This is a genomic window from Bradyrhizobium sp. ma5, from assembly GCF_042258955.1.
Taxonomy (GTDB): Bacteria; Pseudomonadota; Alphaproteobacteria; order Rhizobiales; family Xanthobacteraceae; genus Bradyrhizobium.
Window position 1 is genome coordinate 358,503 of sequence record NZ_CP170156.1, and the last position, 15,074, is coordinate 373,576.

A 15,074-nucleotide genomic window follows, 5' to 3' on the forward strand; every position below is an offset into this window, starting at 1 on the left:
AAACGGGACCTCGCTCCAACGAGGCGAAAAATAATCCGTTACCAGCATGAACTTATGTGACCTCTCACACACTCTTATGAGGGTGATTGTTGCTAACCGGGCGGAGGGGACCGCTCGGATCGATTTGGAAGGCAATACAATGAGCAAACAGGCCGAATTTGCGGTCATTCTGAAAATGAACCCTATGTTCGCCGATCTCGGTGCGGACGAACTGGCGCGGCTTTCGGGCCTCTGCCACACCCAGCAGCTCGCCTCCGGCGAGGTGCTGTTCCAGAAGGGCGATCCTGGCGATGCCCTGTTTGGGGTTCGCCGCGGCCAGGTGCGCATTGAAACCGGCGCCTCCGACGGCAGCCGGCTCACACTGAACTTCATGGGATCCGGCGACCTGTTCGGCGAGGTCGCCGTCCTCGACGGTCAGGATCGGACCGCGGATGCGACCGCGGGCGAACCGACCGAATTGTTCGTCCTGCGCCGGGAGGATTTTCTGGGCTTCCTCGAGCGCGAGCCGAAGGTCGCGGTCCGCCTGATCGAGTTGCTGTGCCAGCGCATCCGCTGGCAGAGCGAGCGGATGGAAGAATCCGTATTGCAGCCATTGCCGGTCCGCCTCGCACGCCGGCTGTGCGCGTTGGCCGAGGATTTCGGTTCCGAAGTACACATCTCGCAGGAACAGCTCGGCATCTTCGTCGGTGCTGCGCGCGAGAGCGTCAACCGGCAACTGCAGACCTGGCGTAAGGACGGCATCGTCGACCTGCAGCGCGGCCGGATCATGCTGCACAACATGACCAAGCTGACGGCGGTCGCACGCAACGATTAAACGGTTGCATGCAACGCGCGCGCGAGGATCGCCGTTTTCTCGCGCGCCTTGCTTGCGAATGTTGACGCACTCCTGCCTAAAAGACTTGCTTGCATGACGAGGCGGGTATCGCTTTCATCCGCGTGCCGGTCCTTGGGGTGACACCCAGCCTTGCTGGCCTCACGCCATCCACCTGCAAACCCCTGCGGTCTTTCCCGTTGACCGCAGGGGTTTTGCGTTGCGCGAGTGCGTGACGCGAACTCGCCTACCTCATCACCACTTCGGGATTGGCCCAGCGCAGATACTGGCGCGGCGCGGCGCCGAGCTCGCGCTTGAACATCGCAGCGAATGCGCTCGGGCTGTCATAGCCGACGTCGAGCGCAACGCAGGTGACGGCTTCGCCGGCGCCGAGCCGCGCCAGCGCTTCGAGCAGCCGCACCCGCTGGCGCCAGGCGGCAAAGCTCTGTCCGGTCTCGCGCCGGAACAGGCGCGTCAAGGTCCGCCGGCTGAGTTGGCTGCGATCGGCCCACTCGTTGAGCGTGAGATCGGAGCTCGGATCGACCAGCACCGCTTCGCAGATCGCGGCGAGCCGCGGATCGGGCGGCATCTGCACATGCAACGACACTTCGGGCATCCTGCCGATCTCATCCAGCAGGAAATCGACCAGCCGGCCGTCGCGCCCTTCCGCGTCGTAACGGGTCGGCATATGCACCGCTTCTTCCATCAGTGCTTCGACCAGCGCCGAGGCCCTGATCAGGCGGCAGGTTGCCGGCGCATTCCGCACACGGTCCGGCGTGACATAAATGGTCTGGATCTCGACCTCGCCCCATGCACGCGATTGGTGCGCGACGCCGGCCGGAATCCACAGGCCATGGCCGGGCGGCACGACGAAATGTCCGCGCTCGGTCATCATCGAGGTCACGCCTGCGGTCTGCAGGATAAACTGATCGCGTCGATGCGCGTGGCGCGCGCTCGTGCTTTCGTTCGGGTAAGAGGCCGCCATCGCCGCGAGCGGCCGTTCGACCTGTTGCAGTTGTCCGGCATAATGCGCGGCCGCTACGGGACCGGCTTGCTTGCGGCATACGCGCAGGTCGGCGGTGTCATTTCGTCGCGCTGCGACTTTCAAGTGTCGTGAGCTCCTGATCGATCGTCGTTTTCGCAGGGTGCTCATGCATCTTCCGGGCCAGTTGGCCCGATCGCGATGGTTGTTGTCCCCAATCAGGTAGCGCGAGATACGGCGTTTGGCAACAATGCCCCACCCCGCGACATTCGCCGAAATCGAATGCCTGACGCGCGGCGACGGAGAGGTCCGATGAACAGACGCGAATTCACCAAGGCGATGCTGGCCTGCGGTGCAGCCATCCCGTTCGGCATCACGCGGGCGGCGGGCCAGACCCGCGGTGGAACGCTCAACACCATCATCCAGCCGGAGCCGCCGGTTCTGGTGACCGCGCTGAACCAGCAGCAGCCGACCTTGACGCTCGGCGGCAAGATCTATGAAGGGCTGCTGAAATACGGCGCCGACCTCAAGCCGTTGCCCGGCATGGCGCAATCCTGGGAGGTATCGCCCGACGGCCTGACCTACACATTCAAGCTGTTTCCCGGCATCACCTTCCACGACGGCAAGCCGATGACCTCGGAGGACGTAGTTTTCAGCTGCATGAAGCTGCTGGTGGAGACGCACCCGCGCGCCCGGCAGAATTTTTCGCGCGTCGCATCGGCCGAAGCGCCCGATCCGCTCACCGTCGTGTTCAAGCTGAAGCAGCCGTTCGCGCCGTTCATCGGCTGCTTCGACTGCACCTCCGCCCCGATCGTACCCAAGCACATCTACGACGGCACCGACTATCGCAAGAACCCGGAGAACGACAAGGCGATCGGCACCGGCCCCTTCAAGCTGAAGGAATGGGTGCGCGGCTCGCATGTTCACCTCGTTCGCCACGATGGCTACTACCTGAAGGACGAGCCTTATCTTGACGAGATCGTCTACCGCGTGATTCCGGATGCGGCGTCGCGTGCGCTCGCGCTCGAGAACGGCACCGTGCAGCTCGTGCAATGGTCCGACGTTGAATTCTACGACGTGCAGCGCTTCAAGACGCAGAAGAACCTCGAATTCACCACCAAGGGCTACGAGTATTTCGCGCCGCATCAATGGCTCGAAATGAACAACCGCATCGCGCCGATGAACGACAAGCGGTTCCGGCAGGCGGTGATGCACCTGATCGATCGCGAGGCGTTCAGCAAGCGGGTGTATTTCGGCAACGCCAAGGTCGCGACCGGTCCGATCTCGTCGAAGACGCGGTTCTACGATCCGAACGTGAAGCGCTACGAGTTCTCCGTCGACAAGGCCAAGGTGCTGCTCGACGATATGGGACTGAAGCCTGGCGCCAACGGCAAGCGGGCCGAGATCAAGTACATCGTGCCGCCCTATGGCGAGTCCTATCAGCGCGCCGGCGAATTCTTCCGCCAGAGCTTTGCGCGCGTCGGCATCGACCTCGTGCTTGTTGGCACCGACATGGCCGGCTGGGCCGAGAAGGTTGGCAACTGGGATTATGAGATGACCCAGAATCTGCTCTATCAGCTCGGTGATCCCGCGCTCGGCGTCGCCCGCACCTATATTTCGTCGAACATCAAGAAGGGCATCCTGTTCTCGAACACGCAAGGCTACTCGAATCCCGAGGTCGACAAACTGTTCGACGAAGCCGCAATCACGCTCGATGAAGCCAAGCGGCAGGAGCTCTACAGCAAGGTGCAGCAGATCCTGGTCGAGGACGTGCCGGTCGCCTGGACGCTCGAGATCGAATATCCCATCATCTACGACAAGGCGTTCAAGAACATCGTGACGACGGGCATCGGCTCGCACGAAACCTTCGGGTCGGTCTACAAATCGTGACGCCACTCGGGAGCGCAGCGGCGATCGGGCTCCGGGCGATCAGCCGTATCGCGCAGCTCGTCGCCGTGATCCTCGTCATCGCGACGTTCAACTTTGTGCTGGTGCGGGCCGCCCCGGGCGATCCGGCCCAGGTGATGGCCGGGCAATCCGGCGCGTCCGATCCGAAGCTGCTCGACGATCTGCGCAAGGAATACGGGCTCGACAAGCCGTATTTCGTGCAACTCGTAAGTCACCTCGGCCGCGTCGTCCGGCTCGATCTCGGCTATTCCTATCGCCAGCGCCGCCCGGTCGTCGATCTGATCCTCGAGCGACTGCCGGCGACACTGCTGCTGACGGTGACGGCGTTCTGTCTCGCGCTGCTGATCGGCACTGCGCTCGGCGCGCTGGCGGGGCTCGCGGCGGGCAGCGTGCTCGATACGGTATTCACCGTGCTCTCGCTCGTGCTCTACGCGACGCCGGTGTTCTGGCTTGGCCTGATGCTGGTGCTGGTGTTCTCGGTGACGCTCGGCTGGCTGCCGCCGTTTGGCTACGAGACCATCAACGTTCAGCTCTCGCCGATCGCGCACGCGCTCGACATCATGAAGCACATGATCATGCCGGTGACCTCGCTGGCGGCGATTTACCTCGCGATCTATGCGCGGCTGATGCGCTCCTCGATCATCGAGGTGGCGCAGCAGGATTTCATCAAGACGGCGCGCGCCAAGGGCCTGTCCGGAACGCGCATCGTCGTCGGCCACATGCTGCGCAATGCGCTGGTGCCGGTCGTCACTGTCGCCGGCATGCAGGCCGGCGCGCTGGTCGGCGGCGCCGTGGTGATCGAGACGGTGTTCGCCTGGCCCGGCCTCGGCCGCCTGACCTTCGAGGCGCTGCTGCAACGCGACTATCCGGTCCTGCTCGGCATTTTCCTGATCCTCTCGATCGTCGTGATCGCGCTCAATCTCCTGACTGACCTGGTCTATCGCCTGATCGATCCGCGCATGACCACGGGAGCGGCGTGATGGCGACGTTACGCGCGTTCCTGCGTCATCCCAGCGGCATGATCGGGCTTGTCCTGCTGCTGATCGTCGTTGTCGTCGCGATAACAGCGCCGATCCTGTTTCCGGTCTCGCCCTGGGAGATGGTCGGCGCGCCGTTCACCCCGCCCGGCGAGGACGGGCTGTGGCTCGGCGGCGACACGCTCGGCCGCGATGTCGCGGCCGGCGTCGCCTACGGCGCGCGCGTCTCGCTGTTGATCGGTATCGCGTCGGCGCTCGCGGCGATGGCGATCGGCGTCGTGGTCGGTGCGATCTCGGGTTATTTCGGCGGCAAGGTCGATCTGGTGCTGATGCGGATGACGGAATTGTTCCAGACCATTCCGGCTTTCGTGCTGGCGATCCTGCTGGTCGCGACCTTCAATCCGTCGCTGCTGACGATCATCCTGACCATCGGGGCTGTGAGCTGGCCGCCGCTGGCGCGGCTGACGCGCGCCGAGTTCCTGCGCCTGCGTCACCGCGAATTCGTCGAGGCGGCACTGTGCCAGGGCGAGCGCACCTGGCGCATCGTGCTCGGCCACATCCTGCCGAATGCGATCTCACCGATCCTGGTCGTGACATCGCTGACGGTCGCCACCGCGATCCTGCTCGAAAGCGCGCTGTCCTTCATGGGGCTCGGCGATCCCAATTTGATGTCGTGGGGCTTCATGATCGGCGCGGGGCGCACCGCGATCCGCAATGCGTGGTGGATGAGCGTGTTTCCCGGGCTTGCCATCCTCGTCACCGTGCTGGCGATCAACCTGTTCGGCGAGGGCCTGTCCGATGTTCTCAACCCGCGCGTATCGAGGCGCCGGTCATGAGCGAAACCATGCAGTCCAGCGCGCCCGTTCTGGCCGTCGATCGCCTCTCGATCGCGCTTCCCAAGGGCGGCGACCGGCCCTTCGCGGTCGAGAATGTGTCGTTTGAGATCAAGCCGAACGAGGTCGTTTGCCTGGTCGGCGAATCCGGCTCCGGCAAGTCGATGATCGCCCATGCGGTGCTGCAGCTGTTGCCGCGGGGCGTCGATATCGTGTCCGGCACCGTGATGGTCGCGGGGCAGGATCCGTCGCAACTCGACGGCCGCGGCTTACGGAATTTGCGCGGCGGCAACGCCGCGATGATCTTTCAGGAGCCGCTGTCCTCGCTCAATCCGCTCAAGCGGGTCGGCAAGCAGATCGAGGAGATGATCCTGGCGCACCAGCGGCCGACGCCGTCGATGGCGGAGGTCCGCGCGCGGGTGCAGACGCTGCTGACGCAGGTCGGGCTGCCGAACCCGCTGCTGCTGGAGAAGAGCTACCCGTTCGAACTGTCCGGCGGCCAGCGCCAGCGCGTGATGATCGCGATGGCGATGGCCAACCGGCCCGCGCTCTTGATCGCGGACGAGCCGACCACCGCGCTCGATGTCACGACCCAGCGCCAGATCCTGCGCCTGATCGACGATCTCCGGCGCGAGCGCGGCATGGGCGTGTTGCTGATCACCCATGATTTCGGGGTCGTCGCCGATGTCGCCGACCGTGTGTTGGTGCTGCGCCATGGCAAGGTGGTCGAGCAAGGCACCACCAGCGAGGTGCTGCGCAATCCGCAGGCCGCCTACACGCGCGAATTGATCGACGCGGTGCCGAAGGCGCGGCTCGCCGACATCCATGACACGATAGTGCGGCCAGAGCCGTTGCTCGAAGTCGTCGGCCTGCAAAAGACCTTTCGGGTCAAGCGCGGCTGGTTGCAGCCGCCGCGCGAGGTGGTCGCCGCGGACGGCATCTCCCTGACCCTGCACGAGGGCGAGACGCTGGCCGTCGTCGGCGAATCCGGCTCGGGGAAATCCACGCTCGGGCGCATGATCATGCGGCTGACCGAGCCGGATGACGGCGCCATCCGCTTCGGCGGCGCAGACCTCCGGCAGCTACGCGGCGAGGCGTTGCGCCAGGCGCGGCGGCAGCTTCAGATCGTGTTCCAGGATCCGTTCGCCAGCCTCGATCCCCGCCAAAAGGTCGGCGATGCCGTCGCGCGCGGCCCGATGGCCTACGGCACCTCGCGCGCCGAGGCGATGGCGCAGGCGCGGAAGCTGCTGGTTCGGGTCGGATTGTCGGAGGCCGCTGCCGATCGCTATCCGCACGAATTCTCGGGCGGCCAGCGCCAGCGCATCTGCATCGCGCGGGCGCTCGCGCTCAAGCCGCGGGTCTTGATCGCCGATGAGGCGGTGTCGGCGCTCGACGTCTCGGTGCAGGCCCAGGTGCTGGCGCTGCTCGCCGAGCTGCGCCAGGAAATGCGGCTGGCGATGATCTTCATCACCCATGATCTGCGCATCGCCGCCGAGATCGCCGATCGCGTTATCGTGCTGCAGAAGGGGCGCATCGTCGAGGAAGGCACCACGGCCGAGGTCTTCACCGCGCCGCGTCAGGCCTATACCCGCGACTTGCTCGATGCGATCCCCGGCCGCGATTTCTTCGACCAGCCGGGCTTTGCGGCCGCGGCCGGCGCACGCCAGACGGCGAGGATCGATTCCGGCATCGACGCGGTATAGACTAACAACAAAGGGAGGTTCGCTATGGGTCACGAGGGCGCAGGCGGCAAGCCGCCGGTCAAGTCGCAGGAGGATCTTCGCGCGCATTTCGGGCAATTGAGCCCGCTAGCCGAGAAGAAGGTGCTCAACCATCTCGACAAGTTCTGCCGCGACTTCATCGCGCTGTCGCCGTTCCTCGTCATCGCCTCCAGCGACGGCAAGGGCCATGCCGACGCCAGTCCGCGCGGCGATGCGCCGGGCTTCGTCTCCGTGCTCGACGACAAGACGCTGCTGATCCCGGATCGCCGCGGCAACAACCGCGTCGATACGTTCGGCAATATCATCGCTTCACCCGGCATCGGGTTGATCTTCATGGTGCCTGGCATCAACGAGACCCTGCGGATCAACGGGCGAGCCGAGATCTCGCAGGAGCCGGATCTCTTGACGCCGTTGACGGTGCAGAACGTCACCCCGATCATCGGCATCAAGGTGCATGTCGATGAGACCTACTTCCATTGCGGCAAGGCGCTGATGCGCTCGAAGCTCTGGAATCCCGCCGCGCAGGTCGAGCGCCACAGCTTCCCGACGCTCGGCCGCATCATCGCCGAGCAGACCGCGGCGGTCGAGGTCGAGGTCGCCGAGAAGACGATGGAAGAGGCGTATCGCACGCGGCTGTATTAGAGCGCGACAGGATGGCCTCGTGGTTCGAGACGCTCCGCGAGCGGCGCTGCTCACCATGAGGCGTCTCTACAGTTGAGCCGCCAAACAAGACGTATATCCCAGTCCAACGCTGTCATCGCCCGGCTCGACCGGGCGATCCAGTACGCCGCGCCCCCTCGGCTCAAGCACCGCGGTCTCTGGAATACTGGATCACCCGCATGCGCGGGTGATGACACTGAGCAAGCTGAAGGGACGTCTGCACGATTTCTGGATAATGGAAAAATACCCCTGAGTTGCCCGACGAGTAAAGTTGCCGTGTCGAACGCGGTGGCCGCCGGCTACTGTGCATGGGGTTGTTTTCGATATTTTGGTGGGCGCCCCTTCGTGCGCTGACGCGCCGCGCCTCAATTCATTCTGCGGCGGGCGAGATCATGCTCGGCGGGCCGGGCTTCTTGGCCTTGTCAGCCTCGGGCTCGCTCGGGGTCAGCTCGTGGTCGGCATGCGAGACTACGAGCCGCTTGCCGAAGCGCCAGATCAGGTTGCCGATATCGTCCATCACCATGAACATCGCCGGCACGAACACCAGCGACAGCACGGTCGAGAAGATCAGGCCGCCGATCACCGCGAGCGCCATCGGCGAGCGGAATTCACCGCCGGCCCCGAACGCCAGCGCCGAGGGCATCATGCCGGCGGCCATCGCGATCGTGGTCATCACGATCGGGCGGGCGCGCTTCATGCCGGCGTCGATCATCGCATCCTCGCGCGCTTTGCCGTCACGGATCGCCTCCACCGCGAATTCCACCAGCATGATGGCGTTCTTGGTGACGATGCCCATCAGCATCAGGATGCCGATCCACACCGGCGTGGTGAGCTGTTTGCCGGTCAAAAGCAGCGCGCCAATTGCGCCGCCGATCGAGAGCGGCAGCGAGAACAGGATGGTGATCGGCTGCAGGAAGGTGCCGAACAGCAGCACCAGCACGGCATAGACCATCATCAGGCCGGCGGTGATCGCGGTGGCGAAGCCGTCGGAGAGTTCAGCGAGGCTCTCGGCGTCGCCGGACGGGCTGACCCTCACGCCCTTCGGCAGGCTCTTCATCACAGGCAGATCGTAGATCAGCTTGGTGGCATCGCCGAGCGCGGCATTGCCGACCAGGTCGGCCGCGACCGTGGCCTGCCGCTCGCGGTCGTAGCGGTTGATGCTGGTCGGGCCCTGATCGAGCTGGATGTCGGCGACGACGGAGAGCGGCACGCCGCCGCGCTCGCCGCGCTGACCGAGCGGCACGCGCAGCTGCTCCAGCATCTGCAAATCGCTGCGCGCGTTGTCCTCGAGCTGGACGCGGATCGGTACCTGACGCTCGCCGGCGTCGAACTTGGCCAGCGCCGGGCCGACGTCGCCGATGGTGGCGACGCGAATGGTCTGCGACAGGCTTTCGGTCGAGACGCCGAGCCGCGCCGCGAGCTCGGCGCGTGGGCGGATGCGCAGCTCGGGCCGGTCGAGCGCGGTCTCCGAGATCACGTTGGCGATGATCGGGATCCGCTTCATCTGCGTCGCCAGTTCGCTGGCGACGTTGTTGACGATGTTGCTGTCGGTGCCGGTGACCACCAGCGAGATGGCGCGCAGGCCGTTCTCGTCGAGGAACCAGAACCGGATATCGGGGACGTTATCGAGCTCCTTGCCGATCGACAGCTCCAGCTCGCGCTGGGTGATCCTGCGGTCCGCCTTCGGCGTGTAGTTGATGATCAGCGCGGCGCGGCGCACCTCCTGGATGCCCGGCGGCACGCGGCCGCCGTCGACGAATACGCTGCGCACCTCGGCCCGCTTGCGCAGCCGTGCCACGATCTCCTCGGTGACCTTCTCGGTATAGGCAAGCTGCGAGCCCGGCGGCAGCTCCATCGCCAGCAGCGAGCGCGCGGTGTCCTGCGCCGGCAGGAAGCCCTGCGGCAGCAGCGTGATGCTCCAGATCGACGCGGCGAACACCGCAAAGCCAATCAGCACGGTGATGTAATGGTGCTTCACCGACCAGGTGACGAGGCCGTGATAGCCGCGCAGGATGCGGCCGGGCGGCGGGTCGTCGTGGTCGTGATGCTTGAGGAAATAGGCCGCCAGCATCGGCGTCACGAAGCGCGCGGCGAGCAGCGAGAAGAACACCTGCACCGACACGGTGATGCCGAACTGCTTGAAGAACTGCCCGGCGATCCCGGACATGAAGCTCGCCGGCGCGAAGATCGCGATGATGGTGAGCGAGATCGCGATCACCGCGAGGCCGATCTCGTCGGCGGCCTCAAGCGCGGCCCGGTAGGGCGTCTTGCCCATCCGCATGTGGCGGACGATGTTCTCGATCTCGACGATGGCGTCGTCGACCAGGATGCCGGTCGACAGCGTGATGGCGAGGAAAGAGACCAGGTTGAGCGAGAAGCCGAGCAGGTCCATCGCCCAGAAGGCCGGGAAGATCGACAGCGGCAGCGAGACCGCCGCGATGATGGTGGCGCGCATGTCGCGCAGGAACAGCAGCACGATGATGACGGCGAGGATCGCGCCCTCGAACAAGGTCGAGATCGCCGCCTCGTAATTGCCCTTCGTAAACTCGACCGAGGTGTCGATCAGCTTGAGGTCGACGTCGGGATAGGCAACCTTCAGGGCGTCGATCCGCTTCTGCACCGCGGCCGCGACGACGACGTCGCTGGCGCCCTTGGAGCGCTTGATGCCGAGCGCGACCACCGGCTCGCCGTTGAAGCGGGCGAAGGTGCGGCGGTCGGCGATGGTGTCGGTGACGGTGCCGAGATCGTCGAGCCGGATCTCGCCGCCGCCGAACAGCGGAATCATGGTGCCGGCGAGCTCATTCAGCGTCTTGGCGCCGGCAAGCGTCCGGATCGCCTGGTCGTTCTTGCCGATCTCGGCGCGGCCGCCGGCGACGTCGACATTGGTGCCGCGCAGGATCTGGCTGACATTGACGGCGGTGAGCCCCACCGCCTGCAGCTTGTCGGGATCGAGCGAGACCAGGATCTCGCGCTCGACACCGCCGATGCGCTCGACCTGGGCGACGCCGCGCACGCCCTGCAGCGCGCGCTTGACCACGTCGTCGACGAAGTATGAAAGCTGCTCCGGCGTCTTGCCGGGCGAGATCGCAGCATAGGTCACGATCGGCAGGCCGATCACGTCGACGCGCTGGATCAACGGTTCGGTGACGTTCTGCGGCAGGTTGGCGCGCACCCGCGTCACGGCGTCCTTGACGTCGTTGAGCGCGCGATCGGTGTTGGTCTCCAGCGCGAACTGGATCGTGGTCACCGACAGGCCGTCGGTGATCGAGGACGAGATATGGCGCACGCCCTCGACGCCGGAGACGCCGTCCTCGATCGTCTTGGTGACCTGCGATTCAAGTTCGGAAGGCGCGGCGCCGAACTGCGAGACCGCGACCGAGATCACCGGAATGTCGGCGCTCGGCAGCCGCGTCACGGCGAGCTTGGTGAAGGAGACCCAGCCCAGCACCAGCAGGATGATCGAGAAGACGATCGAGGGAAGCGGGTTCCGGATCGACCATGCCGAGATGTTCAAAGCCATTAGCGTATCCGAATTAGCGTGATCGCGTGCGATCGAGTTCGTCGGCGAACATGGTCTTGATCTGGTCGCCGTCATGCAGCGAGGTGCCAGCATCGGCCACGACGATTTCGCCGACGTCGAGGCCTTCAAGGATTTCGGTCGAGGTGTCGGAGGTCAGCCCGACGCGCACCCTACGGCTCTCGACCGTGTTGCCCTTCACGACCTGCAGGGTCAGGCGGTCGATCGCGGTGCGCGGCACCGCGACGCCGCAGGAGCGCTTGGCGTCGATATTGGCGCGCGCGAACATGCCGACCTTCAGCGTCGGATTGTTGTTGATGGTGATGCGGACGTGCCCGAGCTGGGTGGCGCGGTCGATCTGCGGCGAGATCTGGCGGACCTTGCCGACGATGTCGGGCGCGTCGTCGCGGCTGATCCGGACATTGGCGCCGGGATTGAGCTTCAGGAGCTGGAAGCCCGGCACCTCGGCGTCGAGCTCGATCTCGTTGTTGACGGAGATCTTGAACATCGCCGGAGCCTGCGGCGAGGCCGGGGCGCCGGGCGCGGTGCGCACTTCGGTGACAAGGCCGGCGGCGGGCGCGCGCAGCACGAGCGGCTTGGCATTGCCCTGCGCCGCCTGCTGCGGCGGCGGGGTCAGCCGCGCCAGTTCCTGGTTCTCGGTCACAATGTCGCCCTCGCGAACCAGCACATCGGTGACCTTGGAGCCGTCCTGGTCGACATTCACCTGCGCCTCGCGGCGCGGCACGATGAAGCCGGTGACGCGGACCATGTCGGAGAAGCAGGCATTAGTCGACTTCGTCACCACGACCAGCGCCTGGCCCGGCGTCTCCTTCTCCTCCGGATGGGAGCGGTGCTCGAACGCGTAATAGGCGATCGCCAGCGCGAGGAAAACCACGGTGCCGAGCGCAGGCTTGAGGTATTGGGAAAAATGCATCGCCTGATCAATCCAGCACTTGGCGCGTATCGACAGTGATTGTCTTGGGCGCTCGTCGAAGTCTCATCTCGCCGTCGTAGCGTGTGGGCATCGGAAGGGCCGGGGTCCATTGTTCCGGATCATGCCCTGACGTCATGTGAGGCGGGTCACCTGTGGCCCGCTTTGGGCGTTCGCCCCAAAGCAAATGCGCCCCGCCGGGGTGCGGGACGCATTGTAACCTCAAAAAGCGGTCACGCCACCGCCCATCGCCTCTGGATTACTTGGCGGCGGTGTCCTTGTTTTCCATGTTCACGACCTGCACGCGCCGGTTGACATCCGCCATCGGGTGGCTCGGGTCCTTCAGCTTGCTCTTGCCATAGCCGACGGTGACGAGATCGGTGCCGTTGATGCCATATTTGTCGACCAGATAGCGCTTGATAGCGTCGGCGCGGCGCTCCGACAGGCCCTGATTGTAGTCCTCGCCGCCGGCAGCGTCGGTGTGGCCGGCGACCACGAAGGTCGAGCCCTTCAGGTCCTGATTGGTCAGGGCGCGGCCGAGTGCCTGCACCGACGGCAGCGACTTCGCGCTGATGTCGGCGGAGTTGTAGTCGAAGTTGATCTCGAGATCGATCTTCGGCTTGTCCTGGACGATAGTCGCGATTTCCTCGCGCTCGGTCGAGGACAGCGAGCGGGTGGCGCGGCCACGGACGCTCTGCACGAATTTGGCCTGGTCGGCGCTCAGTCCGGGCGAGGTCTGCGGGCCGGCCGAGAGGCCGCGGGTCAGCGGCTTCTTCTCGGGCGTCAGCGCCTTGATGATCTGGTCCTCGGTGACGTCACCAGCGCGGGCGGCCGCCATACCTGATAACAGCACGGCGCCGACGGTCACGATCGAAAGCATCGCGGCCCTTGCCGACGGCTTGAACATTTCGGTTCCTCCTGCGCCGGCCGGCGCGGTTCCATGCAACGCTTCGGATTGATCGCGGGCATCGCTGCCCGGCACGCACCCTCTGATTAGTCGCGTAATTTCGTCCGCGGTTCGAGCCGCGGGCGGGTCTCGGCCTGTTGTCATTGCACGCCGTAGTCGGCGAATTCCTTGACGATGTTCGGGTCCATCGCCTTGGCGTTGGCGATATCGAGATCGCCTTCCGCGACCGCGCCGCTGCGCTTCTTGGCAAGGCCACGCCCGTACAGCGACGAGGTCAGCCGCGGGTTGATCTTCAGCGCGGCGTCGAAATCGGCGATGGCGTTCTTGTTCTGCCCGCCCTTCAGGTTCATCAGCCCGCGGCTGTCGAGTGCATCGACGAAATTCGGGCGCAGCCGCAGCGCCTCGTTGCAGTCCTTCAGCGCCGCCTGCAGGTCGCCGATCACGGTGCGCACCCAGCAGCGGTTGTTATAGGCCTCGACATCCTTCGGGTTCAGCCGCAGCGAATTGGTGAAATCCTTGACCGCGAGATCGTAGGCGCCCTTGCTGGCAAAGACCTGGCCGCGGCGATACAGGGCAGCCGCGTCATCCGGGTTCTTGTCGAGCTTCTCGTTCAGGCCCTTGATCGTCGGATCATCCGCGAGCACCGGCGAATTGCTCGGGGCCGGCGTGGGCTGGATTACCACCGGCGGCGGAGGCGCGGGTGGCGGCAGCGCGATCTCGGGCGCTTTTGGCGGAGGCGGCGGTGCCGCCGGCGCTGTCGCGACCGGCTTCGGCGGCGCCGGTGGCGGCGCGGTTGCAGCCGGAGGCGTGGGTGTCGGCTTCGGCGTTGCAGCGGGTGGGGCTGGCGGAGCGGGCGGCGGCGAGACCGGCGGTGCCGTGGCCACCTCGGGCGACGGTGATGCGGCCGGCGCGGGCGCAGCGCTCGACGGTCCCGGTGCGCCGCCTGGACTGGCTGCGCCGCTTGGCGTGGCTGCGCCGGCTGGACTGAACGAGAAATCCTCGGCCAGCGACGACGAGATCCACGGCACCTGTTCCTGCCGCGAGGCGCGGGTGACGCCGACGCGGGTGCGGTTCAGCGTTTCCTCCGCCATCAGGTCGGGGGTGCGGATCTCCTTCAGCAGTTCCCGCACGAACAGGCTGCGGTCGCTGCCATTGTCCGAGACCACGGACGACAGCGCGGCCGAATACATCACCAACGTGCCGTTGGGGGCGATCACCGGGGCGAGCCCCGCCGAGAAGCTGCGGAAGCGGCGCTCGAACGGGTTGCGCCTGGAGGCGTCGACCAGGGCGATCTTCACCCCGGCGCCGCGGCTATTGATCTCGCCGAGCACGGTCTCGAGGCTGAAGCCGTCGCGGCGGACGTCGGCCTCGGCCCAGATCTGGGCATCGATCGGGATCATGTAGCTCTGCCGGTTCGACTGGATGCCGTAACCCGAGAAGAAGATCAGCGCGACCGAGCCCGGCTTGATCTTGCCATAGAGCCGGTCGAAGGCGCGGCGCATGCCATCGCCGGTCAGGTTCTCGCCGACCTCGACGGTGAAGCCATCGCGCTTGAGCTCGTCGGCGACGTCGCGGGCGTCGTTGACCGGCTCCTTCAGCGGCGCGTCGGCGTCGGGATATTTGGCATTGCCGATGACCAGCGCGAAACGATCGCCGGCAGCGACGGACAGGGTGGGCGACGCGATTGAAAAAATCAGCGTGGCGAGCAAGGCAAGGCGGATTTTCATAATCGCGGCTAATCCAGATCGCGGCATTGCAATGAAATGGCGCCGCTTTCAGCCTGCGCCCCGGGGACCTTACTCTAGCGAAAATCCATTATCAAACCAC

At 65.5% G+C, this 15,074-nt stretch carries 11 protein-coding genes; 6 read left to right on the forward strand and 5 right to left on the reverse strand.

Features of this window, described 5'->3' with window-relative positions:
• Positions 1-139: 139 nt before the first annotated feature.
• On the forward strand, positions 140-814 hold the full coding sequence (locus ACE103_RS01685) for a Crp/Fnr family transcriptional regulator (protein ID WP_097675829.1): 675 nt from the start codon (positions 140-142) through the stop codon (positions 812-814).
• Positions 815-1,058: 244 nt separating this feature from the next.
• Here ACE103_RS01685 and ACE103_RS01690 read toward each other — a convergent pair whose 3' ends face one another.
• On the reverse strand, positions 1,059-1,919 hold the full coding sequence (locus ACE103_RS01690) for a helix-turn-helix domain-containing protein (protein ID WP_375778086.1): 861 nt from the start codon (positions 1,917-1,919) through the stop codon (positions 1,059-1,061).
• A gap of 186 nt (positions 1,920-2,105) precedes the next feature.
• Between ACE103_RS01690 and ACE103_RS01695 the strand changes: the two genes are divergently transcribed.
• The 5 genes from ACE103_RS01695 to ACE103_RS01715 are packed head-to-tail and all read left to right on the forward strand — an operon-like array spanning position 2,106 to position 7,874.
• A complete protein-coding gene (locus tag ACE103_RS01695) occupies positions 2,106-3,683 on the forward strand; it encodes an ABC transporter substrate-binding protein (RefSeq protein WP_375778087.1) in 1,578 nt (525 codons plus the stop codon).
• Positions 3,680-4,681, forward strand: coding sequence for an ABC transporter permease (locus tag ACE103_RS01700; protein WP_375778088.1), 1,002 nt, complete (start codon positions 3,680-3,682; stop codon positions 4,679-4,681). The genes ACE103_RS01695 and ACE103_RS01700 overlap by 4 nt, the downstream gene beginning before the upstream one ends.
• Positions 4,681-5,514, forward strand: coding sequence for an ABC transporter permease (locus tag ACE103_RS01705; RefSeq protein ID WP_375778089.1), 834 nt, complete (start codon positions 4,681-4,683; stop codon positions 5,512-5,514). The genes ACE103_RS01700 and ACE103_RS01705 overlap by 1 nt, the downstream gene beginning before the upstream one ends.
• Positions 5,511-7,214 (forward strand): ABC transporter ATP-binding protein, encoded by a 1,704-nt coding sequence (locus ACE103_RS01710; protein ID WP_375778090.1) that lies wholly within the window; start codon positions 5,511-5,513, stop codon positions 7,212-7,214. The genes ACE103_RS01705 and ACE103_RS01710 overlap by 4 nt, the downstream gene beginning before the upstream one ends.
• 24 nt (positions 7,215-7,238) lie before the next feature.
• On the forward strand, positions 7,239-7,874 hold the full coding sequence (locus tag ACE103_RS01715; RefSeq protein WP_375778091.1) for a pyridoxamine 5'-phosphate oxidase family protein: 636 nt from the start codon (positions 7,239-7,241) through the stop codon (positions 7,872-7,874).
• 388 nt (positions 7,875-8,262) lie between these two features.
• On the opposite strand, the gene ACE103_RS01720 is transcribed toward ACE103_RS01715, so the two are convergent.
• The 4 genes from ACE103_RS01720 to ACE103_RS01735 all read right to left on the reverse strand — a co-directional run bounded on the left by ACE103_RS01720 (position 8,263) and on the right by ACE103_RS01735 (position 14,974).
• Positions 8,263-11,412: an efflux RND transporter permease subunit gene (locus ACE103_RS01720; protein ID WP_375778092.1), complete on the reverse strand. Its 3,150-nt coding sequence runs from the start codon at positions 11,410-11,412 to the stop codon at positions 8,263-8,265.
• Positions 11,413-11,425: 13 nt separating this feature from the next.
• A complete protein-coding gene (locus ACE103_RS01725; protein WP_375778093.1) occupies positions 11,426-12,343 on the reverse strand; it encodes an efflux RND transporter periplasmic adaptor subunit in 918 nt (305 codons plus the stop codon).
• A gap of 256 nt (positions 12,344-12,599) precedes the next feature.
• On the reverse strand, positions 12,600-13,247 hold the full coding sequence (locus ACE103_RS01730) for an OmpA family protein (RefSeq protein WP_375778094.1): 648 nt from the start codon (positions 13,245-13,247) through the stop codon (positions 12,600-12,602).
• Between the two features lie 140 nt (positions 13,248-13,387).
• Positions 13,388-14,974, reverse strand: coding sequence for a caspase family protein (locus tag ACE103_RS01735; RefSeq protein WP_375778095.1), 1,587 nt, complete (start codon positions 14,972-14,974; stop codon positions 13,388-13,390).
• Between the last annotated feature and the right edge of the window lie 100 nt (positions 14,975-15,074).